The organism is Lactobacillus isalae (genome assembly GCF_947539375.1).
GTDB lineage: Bacteria > Bacillota > Bacilli > Lactobacillales > Lactobacillaceae > Lactobacillus > Lactobacillus isalae.
In genome coordinates, this window is record NZ_OX443569.1 from 1,541,780 (window position 1) to 1,559,185 (window position 17,406).

Consider the following 17,406-nt stretch of genomic DNA (forward strand, 5'->3'; position numbering starts at 1 on the left):
TACGTAGAAAGTTTTCTAAGTGAAACTTAATACTACCTGTATTCTAAATACACTTACTCTTTCCGATCCCTACTTCTGTCTGCTCCAAAAATTCCTAGACCTAAAGTTGCAAGAAACATACCTAGTAAACTTGCAAAAAATCCTTGTTTCTCACTAGTCTGTGGCAATTTAACTTTATTTGTAGTTACACCTTTTTCATTGCTTGTTTGATCATGTTTAGAAAAATTCGAGACTTGTGAATTGTTCTTACTATTAATTACTTGATTATTAAATTTGTTATTTTCATTTGTAATAGTACTTAACTTTGCTTGATTGCCTTTCATACTATTGTACTTAGAAAGAATAGGAGTACTTGATGATCTATTAACAGTGACCTCTACCTTATTATTTTCACTATAGTTATTTTGTTTATTAATTTTGACGATGTCACTTAGTTTAGTATCTTCGTTTTCACTACTATTATTTTTAAGATTACTAATTGGACGTTCTTTTATATCATCATGCTTAGAAATGATAAGAACATTCGATTTTCCGTTAACAACTGTTTCAATCTTGTTAACTTTGTTGTTTTTATTTTGACTATTTTCTTTCGTCTTAATAATTTCACTTAATTTAGTAACTTTAGCTTGCGCTTCATTAATATCATTTTTAAGATTACTAATTTGGCGATCTAGCTCAATAATTTGATTGTTAGTTGTCTGATAATCAGTATTAGCAGTATCGTAGTTACCCTTAGCTTTTTTAAATTCTTCAGCTTTAGTTGCTAAATCTATTTTTGCTTTCTTCAGCTTATTGTCAGCATCCTGATAAGCAGCTAAATAATTATTAAAAGCAGTTTGTGCTCTTAGTAGATTTTCGTTAGCAACAATTTGAGAGTTTTTTGCACTTGATACTTTTGCTTCTAAATCCGTCAATTGTGTATTAACAATATCTAACTCTTTATTAATTTGTCCCAATTTGTCCTGAGCTTGTTTGAGATTTTGAGTAGCACCAATTTTATTGTTATTAGCTAATTTAAGATCATCATTTACTTTATCTAATTGAGTTTTAGCCTTTGAATAATCCTTAATTGCATCAGCATGTTTTTGTTGGTATGCATTTAGATCGTTGGTAGCTTTATTCTGGGCTTGTATCAATACAGGTTGAGAAGATTTTAAATCAGAAATATGCTTTGAAATAGTATTAATGCTGTCCTCAACTTCATGTTTTTGCTGTTTAGCCTTTGCAAGTTCATTAGATAAGTTACTAATTTTTACCGTTAAATCATTAATAATATGTTGATTATTCTTAATTTGGTCATTAATGTTTTGAATCTGGTTATTTAGGTTGTTCTTTTGTGCAGTTAAATTATTAACTTCATCTGCAGCTTGATTATAAGCTTGTTGCACCTTGGAGTTATCAGCACGGTCCAATGAAATATTATCCTCTGTGTCAAATTTACTTTTGTCACCAATATATCGAGGTAATAGACTCAACTCTCCATCTTTTGTCTGAATATCCCCTGGAACATCAATAAAGTGGAATAATACCTCATAAGTGTCTTGCCCAGTTCCATCATCATATTTATCTGGTTGTATACTCATACTCATCCCGGCATAGATAGGCCGATTTTTGTGAGTACCCCATTTGTCGTAGTCAGACATGTATCCCATAGTCAATAAACCTTGTGCATGATTCCATTCTTTCTGACTGAAAATCATTAATTTAATGGCGTTGTAAATACCTTCTTTTAACTTATCCATACTCATTGATACGGCGTCGGCATTTTTGGCATTTTTCGGCACAACAAATGAGTCAGCCATATCTTCATAATAATTTTTCGTAGGATCTAATCCATATTGTTGGGCAGCTAAGCTAATTGCAGGAGTATCATGTCCCCGATAACGATCATATTTAGGATCATCCATCATAAATCTATCTTTTATATAATTCTTAGCAATTTCATCAGCAAAAGCCATAGCACTTCTATTTAAATTTACAGGCTTTTTTCCCATCTGAACGCGGATCTGGTTAATCAAGCGAGTGCTAAATTTATTAAGTTCAAGTTTTTCATTTTCAGTCATGTGATTAACATTAACCATACGTTTTTCATCTTGTGTATTGTGCTTAAAGTTATTTAACTTTTCTCCCTCTGAAGACACTAGACGCATTTCATTTTCATATTGCTTGTAATTAAATTTGACACCGCCATCTTTTATTACTAGTCCATCGACGCCGTCAATACCTAACCACTTAATAAAAGTATTTTTATAATTTTCTGGCACAACAAATGAAGATTGATTATAACTATCTAGTTTTGTTTTAGCACCGTCTCTTTTATCAACTGCTTCTGTTAATTTAATATTTACATTATTTATTTTTTTTTGAATATCATTTGCCTTAGTTTGAATACCGCTCAAATTACTTTGGGTATTAGTCAATTCAATATTTGCAGTACTCAAGTTATTTTGAATACTATTAACAGCCTTATCTAAGTCATTGTTATTAGTTTGTAAATCAGATAGTGCTTTTTGACTTTTAGCTAAATCAGATTTATTTTGCTCTAAATCTTGTGTTGCTTTATTTGTAGCAGATTTCTTAGCTTCATATTCTTCTTGAATTTGTGCATAATGTTTTTGTACATTACCAAAATTCTTTTGAGCTTGTATCTGATTTTCTTGTACTTTAGCTAAATCTTCATTAGCTTTATTTAAAGTTTCAGTATTAGCTTTAATTTCACTATCAGCAGTATTTTTTTGGTCAATTAAATCATTTTGCTTATTTTTAGAATCTTGTACTTGATCTTCAAGATCTTTTTCATTTTTATCTGCATTATCTTTATCTACTTGCGCAGATTTTACATTATTTTCAAATGATGAATCATATTTAGTAGCATATTTATTTTGAACATCTTGTGCAATTTCTAAGTTACCTTTTGCTTTATCTAAAGCTTTTTTGGCTTGTTCAGCAGTTGCTTGCTTTTGTTCTAAAGTCGCAGTTAATTCTTTTTTAGAGTCTTCAGCTTTAATTTTATCTGCCTGCTTATTAGTTAAATCCTCTTGTACTTTGCGCAATTCTGCCTTATCCTTAGCACTACTTTCTTGAATTGCATTACTATCGTCTTGGATTTTATCAGCAGGTTGCTTTACTACTGTATCTGCTTTAGCAGTATTACCATTAATTGCAAACGCACCAGCTACAAACAATGCTGACATTAACATCGTTGTTCTTCTTCTCATTCTTACATCCTCCAAGTATATTAAATAACGGCATATACAAGGCTAGTTTACCCCCCCCCATTTTTACTTTAGTCAAGTTCTTTTACACAATTAATTGCACAAATATGCCACAATTTATAAATCATAAATTTCTAAACAAATAAAAAAGTTCCTGATCTCATCAAGTGAAATCAGGAACTTTTTTATTTTATTACATACATTTAAAGCTAAAGAAAATCTAACAATTTTTCTTAATTACAACCAACACAAACAAGCAATTACACCAATTTAGCAAACAAACCAACTAAATAAAGAAATACACAAGTAATCAACAAGTATAAGCTTCCCCACTTAACAGTTTCTTTCAAAATCTTTCCTTCTAAGCCTTCTTTATTAATCGCACCAGTAGCTACTGCAATATTCTGCGGTGATAGCATCCCTGCAGTCGCACCAGTCATGTTTGACGCTACAATCCAATACTTGCTTACACCTAAAGATTGAGCAGCTGAGTATTGTAAATTACCAAACAAGACATTAGCCGAAGTAGCAGACCCTGTTAAGAATGTCCCGAGTGCTCCAATTAATGGTGCAAATAACGGATAAGCTGGGCCAAGCAAACTTACTAAAGCTAAAGCCAAAGCGTTTGTCATCCCTGCATAAACCATTACCTTAGCTAGACCAACAATTGCACACACCGTAATAGTCGTCATGCCAATTGTCTTTAATACATTAACCAAAACTTTGAACATCTTGCTAAAGCTCAATCCCTGGATTTTTCCACCAATTAAACCAGCTAATAAAATTAATGTTCCTGGAGAAGAAAGCCAGTTAATCGGAAGATCATTTGGATTCTTTCCTAAATAAACATGTAAATGCGTAGTTACACTAGTTAAGAAGTTATTCACAGGTGGACAAAGAGATGAAGCAAGTAAAACAAAAATAAAGACTAAGATAAAAGGCGAGCAAGCCTTTATAATCTCGCTAACACTTTCATTTTCTACTTCTTCTACCGCACCAGTCTTTCGCTTCGTGAGCCACACTGTAATCAAAATTGAGAACAATGAACCAACTAAAGCTGGAAGTTCTGCACCCGTAAACTTAGCAATAATAACTTGCGGAATTGCCATTCCCACCCCAGACATTAAAGTAATAAAGACAATACCTTTAAGTGCTTTAACACTTTTACCAGTAAGAATTACCAAGATAAAAGGTACTAAAATAACCAAAATAACCAATTGCAAAGTTACAATAAAGCCTAGTTGCACATCATTAAGATTAGTCACTTCAGCTAATGTCAAAACCGGCAAGCCAATTGCTCCAAAGGCTGTTGCCGTACTATTAGCAACTAAGCAAATTACAGATGCTTGAATTGGCTCTAAACCTAATGAAATCAAAATACCGGCACAGATTGCCACTGCTGTTCCAAAACCAGCAATAGATTCAAGAAAACCACCAAAGCCCCAGGCAATTATTAAAACTAGAATTCTTTTATCAGTTGTAATAGACGATAATAACTTTTCAATCGTCTGCATACTTCCCGACTCAGTTGTAATCTGATAAACAAAAAGTGCCGCCAGAATTACATACATAATCGGCCAAATTCCCATTATAATACCTTCTAAAGCACCAGAAAGAGTATTAATTAGGGGTTGTTTAAACATTAAAACAGCATCAGCAATTGTAATAATTAATCCAATTGTACATGCTCTTGAAGCAGGCATACCAACTATTCCAAGAGAAATTATTAACCATAGAATTGGTATCAATGCCCATAAAAAATTTATCCACATAGTTTTCCTCATTTAAAAAAGTAATACTATTTAATTTTATCCTTTTTCCACATTTTAAGGAAATTTAAAAACAAAAAACCTACAAAAGCAACTCCTGCTCTTGTAGGTTTTAACCAAGTCTATTATTTTTTAATAGCATGTACACCGTAAACAAATAAATAAATTCCAACTTCAATAATCGAAATAAAGAAAGTCACCGGTAAATTAGTTACATATCCCAAAACTAATCCAACCCAAACTCCAAATAAGGCAATTCCAACTGACCAACACAACATAGAAGAAATTGTTTTGCCTAAATAGCGGGCACTTGAAGATGGCAAAGTTAATAAAATAAATACTAATAATGATCCAACAACTTGTGCACCAATTGAAACAGCTAAAGCTAAGGCAATTAAGAATACCACTGAAACTAAACTAGTATTAATATGGTGGCTAATTGCTCCAACATGATCAAACGAATCATAGTTCAATTGTCTTAAAACTAAGAAAATGATTGCTAAAACAAAGAGAGACAAGATAACTAATTGAATAACTCCCTCTTTATCAACCCCAATAATTGATCCAAATAAGATGTTAGTGGCGTAGCGACTATTACCACCTGCAATCGCTAAAAACAGCACACCTAATCCAATAAATAAGGCTGAAATTGCACTAATTGCGGATTCCTTCTGGTCGCTTCTCATTGATAATTCACCAACGCTAATTGAACCAAGCAGGGTAAAGAGAACCATCCCCCATAGAGGAACCCAGCCAATCCAGACTGCAAAAGCAGCACCAGCGAACCCAATTTCTGAAAGTGTGTGGGCTAGAAATGAAAATCCTCTAGCTACAACATATACACCAACTATTCCACAAGTAATTGCAATAAAGGTACTAGCTAGAAATGCATAACGCATAAAGTCATATGCAAACATTATTCTTCACCCACCTCCTCAGTTAAATCCTTAATTTTACCAGCTACTAAGCCCTTGTCTTTAAACAAAAGATAGTCCTTCATATACTTCTTTGCTAAAGGAATATCATGAGTTGTAAATAACACAGTCATTGCATGCTTTTCATTCAAGTGCTTAATTAATGACATTAATTCTTCTTTAGCAACTGGGTCTAAACTAGCAGTTGCCTCGTCTAAGATAATAAAATCAGGTTTATCTAATAGAGCCTGAGCTAAATATGCACGCTGCTTTTGACCACCAGAAGCTTCACCCATTCTGGTATTTTGAATATCGAGTAGATGAGTTTCTTTTAATATCTGATTTACTCTAGCCTTTACCTGGGCATTCTTAAATAAGGGAGTATTAAGCTCCACAAATGCCCTAATTGAAAGTGGATAGTCCGCATCCAAATTTCTAAATTGAGGTACATAACCAACTTTAGTATCAGCTGCAAACTTAAATGAGCCCGTTGTTGGTTGCAGCATCCCCATCAAAATTCTAATTAAGGTTGTTTTCCCCGTACCATTTGCACCAAGTAAAGCCGTCATTGACCCCTTAGCTAAGGTAAAATTCAAATCTTTAAAAATCACCTTATCTTCAAATTTCATCCCAAGGTCTTTAACAGTTAATATATCAGTCATCTCACCCTTCCTCTCTTCATCCTATAAATGATCCTATTTATTTTCGATATTAGCTAAATTCTGATAGTTTTCTTTCATCCAAGCTAAGTAAGTAGTGTTGTTTGGAATAGTTTCACGAACATTTAAAACTGGAACATTGTTCTTTTTAGCTAGTTTAACAAATGTTTTAACAGTTGAACTACTTGCCTGCGTATTGTTAACGAAAAAGGCAATCTTCTTTTCTTCAATTTCAGTGTTCATCTTGTTAATCATTTTTGGACTAGGATCTGTGCCATTTTCAATAGCTTCTTCAAATTCCTTATCGCCCACCTTATAGCCAGCTTCTTCTAAAGCATAGTCAAAAACAGGTTCACTTACATAAACTGGCTTTTTATTGCTTTTATCAGTCTTAACTAAATTCTTAATTTTATCAACTTTAGCTAGATACTTTTCACCGTTCGCCTTAAAGTAAGCAGCATGCTTCTTATCTAACTTAGATAGACGTTTAACTAAATAATCAACATACTTAGTTGGCATATTTAAATTGTACCAAATGTGAGGATTATCGCCCTTCTTTAATCCCATTAGATCTTCGCCAACTAAAACTGGCTTTTTATCAACAGATTTAGCTAACTTATTCATCCATGAATCATACCCTAAGCCATTAGCAACAATAATATTTGCCTTAGTTAATTTCTTGGCATCAGCCGTTGTTGGGTTAAAGTCATGTGGATCAATACTACTTTTATCAATAATTGCCGTAGCTGTACCATATTTTCCAACAATATTTTTAGCAATGTCTGAATAGACATTAGTTGTTGTAACAATCGAAATTTTATCTGATTGGTTAGTTGCTTCTTTTTTATCAGCACATGCTGTAGTCACAAGTGCTAAAAGCCCCACTAGCCCAATAATAGAAATAAATTTTGTAATTTTAGATTTAAAATTTTGCATATTTTTATATCCTCCTGTGCAAAATAAAAAAGCATTAAGTTAGAAAATTCAGCATAAGTTCTAACTTAATGCTTAGATTAAGCTACTTTTTTTATTATGTCAATATTTTTTAGATAGACAAATAGCACCAAGACGTCTCAGACTTGATGCTACCAATAAGTGCTAATAATAAAAATTTTGCTGAATTTTTAATTTAATGCTTTTCTCTAAAATTACATCTTTATATAAACATATTTTTATATGTTTGTCAAAGCCGATCATGAAAAAAAGATGCTTAAACTTTATAAACTATTCAAATACCTAAACTAAAAATCTTCCTTAACATGTTGTCTTAAGACGTCTAAAATCTTGATCACATGCTTATCTTCTAAGCTATAATAGCGCTCTTGCTTCACTTGCTCGCTTTTAACGAGCTTTGCTTCCTCTAGTATCCGTAAGTGCCGAGAAATAGCTGGCTGACTTACATCGAACTGCTTAACTAAATTATTTACACTACTTTTTTCATTGTCATTTAAATAATAAAGAATTTGTATTCGAATGGGATGATTTAAAGCCCTGGTAACCCGAATAATTTGCTCATTCACCTTTTTCACCTATTTCAATTTACATTTTTATTATGAAAGTAATTCAAGAATCTTCTTTTGAACGCTTGATTCTTCACTAGAGCCAATAATTTGATTAGCTGCTTTTTTGGCATCTGGAAGAGCAGTTGCTGTAGCAAAACTTGTTCCAGCAAATTTGAGCATCCCAACATCATTACCACTATCACCAAAAGTAACCATTTCACTTGATTTAATTTTAAGTTTTTTACCTAAATATTCTAGCCCAACAGCTTTATTCATTCCCTTAGTTTGCATATCAATAGCTGTACTGGCTCCTGAAACAAAGCCAATCTGTGGATAATCTTCACGCAACTTATCTAAAACCTTAGGCATTTCGTCTTCTGGAACACGTAGACTAACTTTAAAAATTCGATCATCAATTTCGTTAAAGCTATCCACAACTTGAATTTTCTTAACGTATTTTTTCAAATCTTCCGCAAATTCTTTTCCACTACTTTTTTCAACGTATGCACTAGTCACTCCAGCTACAATAGCCTTATATGGGAGTTTTTCCACAATTTCAAGCATTGTTTGGTAGTCTTTATCAGACAAATCAGAAATTTGAAGAATTTCATTTCCATGGGCTACTAAAGCACCATTTTCAGCCACAAAGTACATATGTTTATTGGCTTCTGGAAAACGATCTAAAATATTTTCGTATTGGTTACCACTGGCAATAACAAATTTTATATTGCGATCTTGCATAATTTGGAATTCTTTTTCAAAAAGTTCCTTATCATAAGTCTTATCTTCTCTTAGCCAAGTACCATCCATATCAGTTGCAATAAGCTTAATCATTTCCAGTCTCACTTTCCACTTTTATTATCCACACTCCACTATACTAAAAAGCGCCACCCAGAGGTAGCGTTTTTCACAAAACTATTTTTATTCATCTGGATCTTCAGAAACAGGTTTCTTCCAGAAACTCATAATTAGACCAGCCACAATAGAACCAACAATTGTAGCAACGAAGTAAAGTAAAATGTGGTTGGATAATGGTGATACCCATAGGCCTCCGTGAGGAGCTGGTACTTGAATATGCCATAATCCAACAAGTAAACCACCAACTGCTGAACCAATTACGCAGGAAGGAATTACACGACCTGGGTCAGCTGCAGCAAATGGAATAGCACCTTCAGTAATGAATGAAAATCCTAAAATCCAATTTGAAACACCAGCACGACGTTCTTCTTTAGTGTAACGCTTCTTAAAGAAAGTAGTACCAATTGCAGTAGCAAATGGAGGAACCATACCACCGACCATAACAGCAGCCATCATAACAGCAGCAGTTGCAGAATGTGGGTCGTTAGCAAAAGCTCCCGAAGCAAATACGTAAGCAGCTTTGTTGAAAGGACCACCCATATCAATAGCCATCATACCAGCTAAAATCATAGTCAAAATTACAAGATTACCAGTACCCATACTGTTTAAGAAGTGGGTAATAGCAAAGTTAATTGAACTAAAGATTGGGTTGATGATGTAGAACATAATCAAAGCAATGAATAGCAAGCCCAAGATTGGGTATAGCAACATTGGTTTCATACCTTCTACAGATTTAGGAAGTTTAGCAAATAACTTCTTCAAGCCAATCATCATGTATCCAGCAATAAAACCAGCAGCAATACCGCCTAAGAAACCAGCCGGAGATACAGCATGAGCTTGAACGTTAACTTGTAAACCATTAGTACCATTAACAATGGCTGCCATGTATCCACCAACGAAACCTGGCATCAAAGCAGGTAAATCGCCGATTGATTCAGCAATATAAGCAGCTAAAACCGGAACCATGAAAGCAAAGGCTAAATTACCAGCACTGTTTAAGAAAATAAATGCAGGGTTCTTAGCACCACCAGCCATGTAGTTTTCAACGATAAAGGAAATGGCCATTAAGATACCACCACCGATAACGAATGGAAGCATGTGGCTAATACCACTCATTAAGTTCTTGTAGATGGAAGCCCATAAACCTTGTTTTTCTTTAGCACTATCGTCGCTTGCACTGGCATTACTATCAGCGTGATAAATTGGAGCCTTGTTTTCTAAAATGTCTTCAATTAATTCTTGTGGGTGGTTAATACCATCTACAACTGGCTTCATCACAAGTTCTTTACCGTCAAAACGTGGCATTTCAACTTTCTTATCGGAAGCAATAATAACTCCCTTGGCGCGCTTGATTTCTTCAGGAGTAAGCTTGTCTTTTACACCTTCAGAACCATTAGTTTCAATGCGAACATCAACGCCTAATTTTTTACCAGCCTTAATTAATGCTTCTTGAGCCATGTAAGTGTGTGCAATACCGTTAATACATGCAGTAACACCAACAATTAATGGCTTTTGTTCACTAGCTGGCTTAGATGCTTCTTTTACAGCTTCTTCTTTTCTCTTCTCAGCGTCAGCTTTATCTTGAGCATCCTTTTCTGCTTCAGCTTTTTTGAAGATATCAATAACTTCTTCAGGCTTAGTTGCTGCCTTCAAAGCATTTACAACATCTGGATTAATTAACAAACTAGATAATTTAGCTAAAGCTTGTAAGTGTGTATTATCAGCACCAGCTGGTGCAGTGATCATAAAGAATAAGTGAACTGGCTGACCATCAAGAGAATTATAGTCAATTCCTTTAGGACTTTTTGCAAATAAAACAGCAGCACGATTAATGTACTTGTTTCTTGCGTGTGGCATAGCAATTCCATCGCCAATACCAGTTGTTGATTCTTTTTCACGAGCCCAGATTGATTTAATGAATTCATCTTCGTTGTTCACAACGCCTTGCTTTACTTCAAGATCTGCCATTTCTTTAATGGCTTCTTCTTGAGTAGTAGCTTTAAGATCCATAATCATTAAATCAGGACTTAAAAGATCCTCAATTTTCATGAAAGTAACTCCTTATCCTAACTTTATTTCTTATTTTTTAGTTTTAACTACTTTACTTCTTCAACTTTAATTTGTGGTAAAACAGTATCGATTTGACTCTTAACAGCAATATCTTCGGTAAATGCAGTAGCTCCGCCGCAAGCAGAACCAACCTTTAATGCTTCAACAACATCATGTGTCTTGTAGTAAGTACCTACAAATCCAGCAATCATTGAATCTCCAGCACCAACTGAGTTAACTGCAGTACCAACAGCAGCACTTGCGTGGTAAACATGATCTTTAGTTACTAAGTAAGCGCCATCTCCAGCCATAGAAATCATGACATTTTGTGCACCCATGTCTAAAAGCTTCTTAGCTGCTTCAAGCATTTCTTTATCGTTAGCAAAGCTTGTATTAAACAAAGCTGCCAATTCATGGTGATTAGGCTTAATAACCAATGGGTGATACTTCAAAGTTGCAAGTAAAGCTTCACCAGTAGTATCGATTGCGAATTCAGCACCGGCTTCTCTAATAGTTGGTAACAATTGTTCATAGAAATCTGTTGGCAAACTTGGTGCTAAACTACCACTTAATACAACAATATCGCCTTCATTAAGATCATCCAAACGCGCCTTAAAAGCAGTAATTTCTTGTTCATCAATCTTTGGACCAGCCGCATTAATTTCAGTTTCTTTTTGAGCATGGATTTTAACATTAACACGGGTATCGTCAGAAATAGTTACAAAATCACTTTCGATTTTTTTAACGTTTAATTGGCGAACTAATTCTTTACCAGTGAATCCACCGACAAAGCCCCAAGCAGTATTATCAACATCAAGTTGGTTTAAGATTTGAGATACATTAATTCCTTTACCACCAGCTAAAAATTGACAATCATTTGAACGGTTAACGCTACCAGCATCCACCTTTTCTAATTGCATAACATAATCTAATGCTGGATTAACTGTAACAGTATAAATCATGACCGAGCCTCCTCAACTCTGATTTGTTTAGGCAAAATCTCTTTCTTGCCTATACTTAAATGGTTAGTGATGAGTATTGCCTCATTAATATGTGCAAAACTTGCAAAATTTGCTACGCCAATCTTACTACTATCCATTAAAATAAAAGATTCTTTAGCCTGCTTAATTGCAGCCTTCTTGATTCCAGCTTCAGCAGGATCCGGTGTAGTAAATTGCCCTTTTGCGGTTAAACCATTAGCACCAATAAAGGAAACAGTAAAGTTCATTTCCTGAAGTTGCTTCATGGTAGTATTGCCGACTACTGCATGCGTTTCAATCTTCGCCTCGCCCCCTAACAAGCGAGTATGAATGCCATGATCTAAGCATGCAAGTGCAATATCAACCCCATTAGTAACTACGTGTAAATCATTAATATCGCGCAAGAATGGCACCATTTCATAAGTTGTTGTTCCTGCATCAAGGAAAATATGATCTCCGCTAGTAACATGGTTCATTACCGCAAAACGTGCAATTTCACGCTTCTTGTCAACGTTAAGATTGAATCTTACTTGCTGTTCAACATCGCGTGAATAATCTTGCAATGAACGTGCACCTCCATGTACACGTACAATTACACCACGTTTTTCTAATTCAATGAGGTCACGGCGAATTGTTGACTCTGATGACTTAGTCAACTTACATAATTCATTAACACGACAGATACTGTGATTATTAATATAGGTTGCTATCGCTTGTTGACGTTCTTCAGTCAGCATCGTTCATCATCACCTCGTATAATATGATAAGCGTTTCCATTCATAAAATCAATCATTTTTCTTCAAAATCATTCACGTTCATTCATTATTAGTCATAACTAAATTTACAAAAAGTTGAACCTAAATAAAAAAGCTAACGAATTATTCGTCAGCTTTTATCTATTATTAAATTTGAACGTATTTTTGATCTCTATAAACAAAATTTATTTCTTCATTTGGAGTTCTAAGATCAATTCTTCGGTAGGTCTTATAGCCATGTTTTCTCAAAGTAATATTTGCCTTATCCCCATCAATACTTATCTCATACACATTATATTCGCCATTTTCATAAGCAAAATCAGTGCCATTATCTTGATAGTGTGTATAGTTTCCATGTTTACCAAACACTCTAAAAATCATCTTCTCATCTGGCTTAGATGAAATATGTTCTTTCACTTCTCCCCAAGGTAAAATTGTATTTTTCCTAATAAATAAAGGTAACTTATCAAGTGGAGCATTCACCAAAATGGTGTTATTGCCGTTATATGTAACGTTATTCCAAAAATCAATCCATTCGCCTTGTGGCAAATAAACAGCCCTATATTCTTTTCCTTCTTCAACTACAGGCGCCACCAAAATTTGCGTGCCAACCATGTATTCATCATTTATATTTTTAACAAGGGGATCGTCTGGATAATTCAAAACTAAAGGGCGCATAATTGGTAAGCCATTCTTACTTTCTTGAGCAAAGAGATCATAAAGATATGGAATAAAGTGATAGCGAAGATGTAAATACTTACGGTATGTTGATAAGGTTGGCTCACCGAATATCCAGGGTTCTTGCGAGCGTGTTCCTAAAGCCGCATGATTACGGAGAAGCGGACTAAAAATAGCCGCTTCAATCCATCTTGTTAATAATTCCGGCGTTGTATCAGCACCAAAACCGCCAATATCAGTACCTGCAAAAGAAAAACCACTCATCCCTAAATTGCATAATTGTGGAATCATCATCTGCAAATGTACCCATAGGCTCTGATTATCTCCAGTCCAAACAGTAGAATACTTTTGCGTTCCAGCATAAGCTGCACGAGTAATCACAAATGGCCGTTTGCCGGTTGCTTTCTTTAATCCATCATACGTTGCCTTAGCCATATTATGACCATAAACATTATGCATTTTCGCATGTGTGGATTTTTCATCTTCATCGCTAAAGATAATATTTTCAGGAATTTCACCATTAAATGAAGCTGGTTCATTCATGTCATCCCAAATACCATCAACACCTAAACTAACTAAGAATTTACAGTTTTCTGCCCACCATTTTCTAACTGCATCTCGTCCAAAATCAGGATAAACTGCATCACCTGGCCAAACCTTATTAACATAAACTTGTCCGTTAGGTGCTTTAACGAAATAGCCCTTTTGAAGCCCTTCTTGATAAATTCGATAAGCTTCGTCTTTTTTCACGCCTGGATCAATAATCGTAATAACATGCAAACCTAATTCATGCAATTTATCAATAAATTTCTTAGGATCATCATAGGTATCTGTTCGCCAGGTAAAGACGCGGTAGCCATCCATGTAGTCAATATCCAAATGAATCGCATCACAAGGAAGATGATATTTACGCATTTTATTAACAATTTCTTCTACTTTTTTAGCGCTAATACTATATCCCCAACGAGACTGTTGATAACCTAAAGTCCATTTTTGTGGAAGTGGTGCTCTGCCAGTCAAGTAAGTATAATTTTCAACAACTTTCTTTAAGCTACTACCGCCGATAATGTAATAATCAAGATTGCCATTATCAGCAGCGTAGTAGTAATAGTGATTGCTTTCCTTGCCTAAATCAAAATAACTGTGATACGTATTATCAAAAAACATTCCATAGGGATGATTGTTTTTCAAACCAATTAAGAAGGGAACAGATTTATAAAGTCGCGTAAAACTTTCCACTTGTGGTTCTGGATTATCTGTATTCCAGTTTTCATATGCATAGTGCCTTTTATTCAAGAATCCTGTTTTATCCCCTAAGCCATAAAATTGCTCATCATCTGCTAATTCCTTAACTATTTCATAATAGTGACTATTCTTTTCTGACCTAGTCGCTACATCGTGGCCTTCTGATTCAGCTAATTTTTGATGGATTTCATCTATTTGCCGATCAAGCGGAACTCTAGTAGCTCGATAATCAATAATTAAAGGATTTTCTTGTTCGTCATAGACATCAATTTTTTCATTATCATAAATTTTGATTATTAACTTGGAAGTCCTCAATTCAAGATAATTATGTATTCTCGTAACTTCAAAATTTGTTTCTTTAGCTTTATTTCCTTCAATTGCATAAGACTTTGTATGCTCGCCCCGATTTTGAAAAATACGAACTATTTCAGAAGTTAAGACCGTTAAATTCAAGACCGAATTAGTAAAACTTATTTTTATCTGATTTTGATTGATAGTATATGTTTCAAGATTATTGTCACTCATATCGCAAGCCTCTTTTTATTGTATTCGCTTTCAATTTTATCACAAAAAAACTACTCAACTTTTACCTGCTGAGTAGTTAATTCAATTTATATTTCTATTCTTTGATTCCTTGTAAGGCACGCTTCATATTTTTCCACATACCATTATCGTCAGTCTGCAAAATCAAGCTTGGATAAATTTTTCTGATCCACCAGATTGATCCAAGTAAGAAAACGGCAAGGATGATCATCGAGATTGTCGCTTCTAAGCTGCTTGCATTTCCTTTAATCAACCGAAGTGGCATCAAGAATGAAGACAAAAACGGTACGTAAGACATAATCATCGCAAAAATCCCATCAGGATTATTGGATAAACTCATACTACTGAATAAGCCAAGCAAGGTTAAATAAACCAAGGGTTGCACCGCTTTATTAGCATCTTCTGCTTTAGTCACAATGGCACCGCAAACTGCTGCATAGACTATGTATAAGATTAAACCCAAAATAACGAATACTAATCCCCAAGATATTATTTGTCCCAATACTTGGTCAACAGCTGGCTTTATTTGGGTAAACGTCTCCTTTACACCATCAATATGAGGTGCTAAATAGTAAAATCCAGAAAACATCAAGGCATAAATCAATAGTTGGGTCAGAATTTCCATAAAGATTCCTAAGACTTTACCATCAAAATAACTGCCTCCTGGCATGCTTGAAAAAATCATCTCCATGATTTTTGTACCTTTTTCACTGGCAATATCTTGCGCCATGATTGTGCTATAAGTCTGAACCAGAAAATATAAAACAAAAATTAGAATCCAAAAAGTTGCCGTCTTTAAATTTTTTTCATCACTAGCGCCTAACTTTTTACTACTAGTCTTTTCAGTAAATTTAACTTTTTGAGAAAGAGAATGCAGTTGTTTCTGACTAAGTTTAGCATTCTTTAAATTAAGTGCCTGCTGGTAAACATTTAAATTACGCATCAACTCAGCTTTAACATCATTGTCTAATTTTTCTGTTCCGTAATATGTTGCGGTCAAATTTTTATTATTGTTATTGACAACTACGTATCCATTAATATCTCCAGCTTGGTATGCTTTTTCTACTTTTGCTTTACTTTTATATACATCAAAATCTTCAGTTTTCTTTAAAGATTGAGTCAAATTTTGATTTTGACTTACAATTCCTACCTTTGTATTGGTGTCAAAAGCAGAAGATGAACTCATTCCAAAAAAGAATGAAATAACTAACACCAGAAAAGGTGCAAAAATCATTAACAGAAATGACCAATTCTTCACTTCTCTGCGATAAGTCTCTTTAGCTACTAGCCAAGTCTTATTCATTATTCTCACCGGCTTTCATTTTAAAAATTTCATCTAAAGTTGGTGGTTCTTGGTCAAAAGTTTGTAAGTATTCTCCATGAGATAAAGTGTTGAAGATTTCGCGCCCATAGCTATCTTCTAGTAGCCAAAGCTTGTAGATACCATTATTTTGCAAAACAGCCTTTTCTACGCCCGGCAATTTTTCAACATCACTTAGATTTAAATTAGTTCGAATAAATAGTCTAGTTAAACCAAAATTATTGCGAACATCATTTACAGCACCATTCAAAACAATATGACCATTATTGATCATTACTACATCATCACATAATTCTTCAACATTCGACATATCATGATCAGAGAATAGAATTGTTGCTCCTCGTTTCTTCTCTTGTAAAATTATGCCTTTGATTATTTCAACATTAACAGGGTCTAATCCACTAAAAGGCTCGTCCAAAATAATTAAATTAGGTTGATGAATGAGCGTCGCAATTAACTGAATTTTCTGCTGATTACCCTTAGACAAACTCTTTATCTTATCGGTAATCTTTCCCTTAACCTCTAATTTTTGCATCCAAACCTGCAAATCACGCTTTACGTCATCTTTTTTCATCCCTTTTAAACTGGCTAAAAAGTTAACCTGCTCCAAAACGGTCAATTTAGGCATTAAACTGCGTTCTTCTGGTAAATAGCCCACAGAATTATAATCAACACTTGAAAAAGGATGACCATCAATAGTAATCTTTCCCTGATATTTTACAAACTTCAAGATACTATGAAAAAGCGTGGTTTTACCTGAGCCATTTTTACCGATCAAGCCTAGTATTTTTCCATCATCTGCTTTGAAATTTATATCAAATAAAACTTGCTTGGTTCCAAAGCTTTTATTTAAATTTTCTACTTGTAACATAGCCGTTTCTTTCTAAATCAAATTTATTAAAGTTAGGCTTAATTATA

Annotated in this window: 13 protein-coding genes; all 13 read right to left on the reverse strand. The window is 34.2% G+C overall.

Annotation, left to right across the window (positions count from 1 at the left end):
- Positions 1 to 53 precede the first annotated feature (53 nt).
- A complete protein-coding gene (locus tag QM512_RS07555; protein WP_282805116.1) occupies positions 54 to 3,218 on the reverse strand; it encodes an SEC10/PgrA surface exclusion domain-containing protein in 3,165 nt (1,054 codons plus the stop codon).
- Positions 3,219 to 3,475: 257 nt separating this feature from the next.
- The gene (locus QM512_RS07560) at positions 3,476 to 4,987 is read right to left on the reverse strand and encodes an L-lactate permease (protein ID WP_282805117.1); all 1,512 of its coding nucleotides are present in this window, start codon (positions 4,985 to 4,987) and stop codon (positions 3,476 to 3,478) included.
- A gap of 122 nt (positions 4,988 to 5,109) precedes the next feature.
- Positions 5,110 to 5,901, reverse strand: coding sequence for a metal ABC transporter permease (locus tag QM512_RS07565; protein WP_282805118.1), 792 nt, complete (start codon positions 5,899 to 5,901; stop codon positions 5,110 to 5,112).
- Positions 5,901 to 6,560, reverse strand: coding sequence for a metal ABC transporter ATP-binding protein (locus QM512_RS07570; RefSeq protein ID WP_282805119.1), 660 nt, complete (start codon positions 6,558 to 6,560; stop codon positions 5,901 to 5,903). Before QM512_RS07570 ends, QM512_RS07565 begins: the two co-directional genes overlap by 1 nt.
- 33 nt (positions 6,561 to 6,593) lie before the next feature.
- Positions 6,594 to 7,493, reverse strand: a complete 900-nt coding sequence (locus tag QM512_RS07575; RefSeq protein ID WP_282805120.1) for a metal ABC transporter solute-binding protein, Zn/Mn family — start codon at positions 7,491 to 7,493, stop codon at positions 6,594 to 6,596.
- A gap of 305 nt (positions 7,494 to 7,798) precedes the next feature.
- A complete protein-coding gene (locus QM512_RS07580; RefSeq protein WP_282805121.1) occupies positions 7,799 to 8,077 on the reverse strand; it encodes an ArsR/SmtB family transcription factor in 279 nt (92 codons plus the stop codon).
- 30 nt (positions 8,078 to 8,107) lie between these two features.
- Positions 8,108 to 8,893, reverse strand: a complete 786-nt coding sequence (locus QM512_RS07585; protein ID WP_282805122.1) for a Cof-type HAD-IIB family hydrolase — start codon at positions 8,891 to 8,893, stop codon at positions 8,108 to 8,110.
- An 87-nt stretch (positions 8,894 to 8,980) separates the two neighbouring features.
- Positions 8,981 to 10,966 (reverse strand): PTS fructose transporter subunit IIABC, encoded by a 1,986-nt coding sequence (locus QM512_RS07590; protein ID WP_282805123.1) that lies wholly within the window; start codon positions 10,964 to 10,966, stop codon positions 8,981 to 8,983.
- Between the two features lie 47 nt (positions 10,967 to 11,013).
- Complete coding sequence (pfkB, locus tag QM512_RS07595; protein WP_282805124.1) at positions 11,014 to 11,928, reverse strand: 1-phosphofructokinase; 915 nt, start codon at positions 11,926 to 11,928, stop codon at positions 11,014 to 11,016.
- A complete protein-coding gene (locus tag QM512_RS07600) occupies positions 11,925 to 12,683 on the reverse strand; it encodes a DeoR/GlpR family DNA-binding transcription regulator (RefSeq protein WP_282805125.1) in 759 nt (252 codons plus the stop codon). The genes pfkB and QM512_RS07600 overlap by 4 nt, the downstream gene beginning before the upstream one ends.
- A gap of 165 nt (positions 12,684 to 12,848) precedes the next feature.
- The gene (locus QM512_RS07605) at positions 12,849 to 15,149 is read right to left on the reverse strand and encodes a glycoside hydrolase family 31 protein (RefSeq protein ID WP_282805126.1); all 2,301 of its coding nucleotides are present in this window, start codon (positions 15,147 to 15,149) and stop codon (positions 12,849 to 12,851) included.
- Positions 15,150 to 15,243: 94 nt separating this feature from the next.
- Complete coding sequence (locus QM512_RS07610) at positions 15,244 to 16,470, reverse strand: ABC transporter permease (RefSeq protein WP_282805127.1); 1,227 nt, start codon at positions 16,468 to 16,470, stop codon at positions 15,244 to 15,246.
- On the reverse strand, positions 16,463 to 17,359 hold the full coding sequence (locus tag QM512_RS07615; protein WP_282805128.1) for an ABC transporter ATP-binding protein: 897 nt from the start codon (positions 17,357 to 17,359) through the stop codon (positions 16,463 to 16,465). Before QM512_RS07615 ends, QM512_RS07610 begins: the two co-directional genes overlap by 8 nt.
- Between the last annotated feature and the right edge of the window lie 47 nt (positions 17,360 to 17,406).